At 76.1% G+C, this 427-nt stretch carries 1 protein-coding gene; it reads left to right on the top strand.

Annotation, left to right across the window (positions count from 1 at the left end; genetic code table 11):
• Positions 1–130: 130 nt before the first annotated feature.
• A partial coding sequence (locus tag WD794_16325) for a hypothetical protein (GenBank protein MEX2291878.1) occupies positions 131–427 on the top strand: 297 nt, incomplete at its 3' end.

Genomic DNA, 427 nt, shown 5'->3' with positions numbered 1-427 from the left:
ACAGTTGAGAGGGAAACGGGTCCCTGCACCCCGCCACCCGCCCCCCCGCGCTCGCCGCCCACCCGGGCCCCCGCGCTCGCCGCTACGCTGCAGGCGCTGTACGCCCCGTCCCATTCGGAGGACCCACCACGTGATCGTCATCAGCGGGGCACTCGTCCTCGTCGCCCTCGTCCTGCTCGTCATCGGCGTCATCGGGCCCGATCTGACCTTCGTCTACGCGTCGATCGGGGTCAGCCTGGTCTCGCTGGTGTTCCTGGTGATCGGCATTCTGCAGCGGCGTGGGGAGACGGCCCCGGCTGCTGCCTCCCGCGCACCGACCCCCGGCGCGGGACGGATGTCGATGGCCGACGCGCCGGCGGCCGTGGAGCGTGCCGCGCGCGGCACCGCCGCCGCCGCCCCCCCCCCGGGGGGGGGGGGGGGGGGGGGG

The sequence above is a fragment of the Mycobacteriales bacterium genome (assembly GCA_040902655.1).
Classification (GTDB): Bacteria; Actinomycetota; Actinomycetes; order Mycobacteriales; family SCTD01; genus SCTD01.
This window is presented reverse-complemented; position numbering and strand designations above follow the sequence as displayed.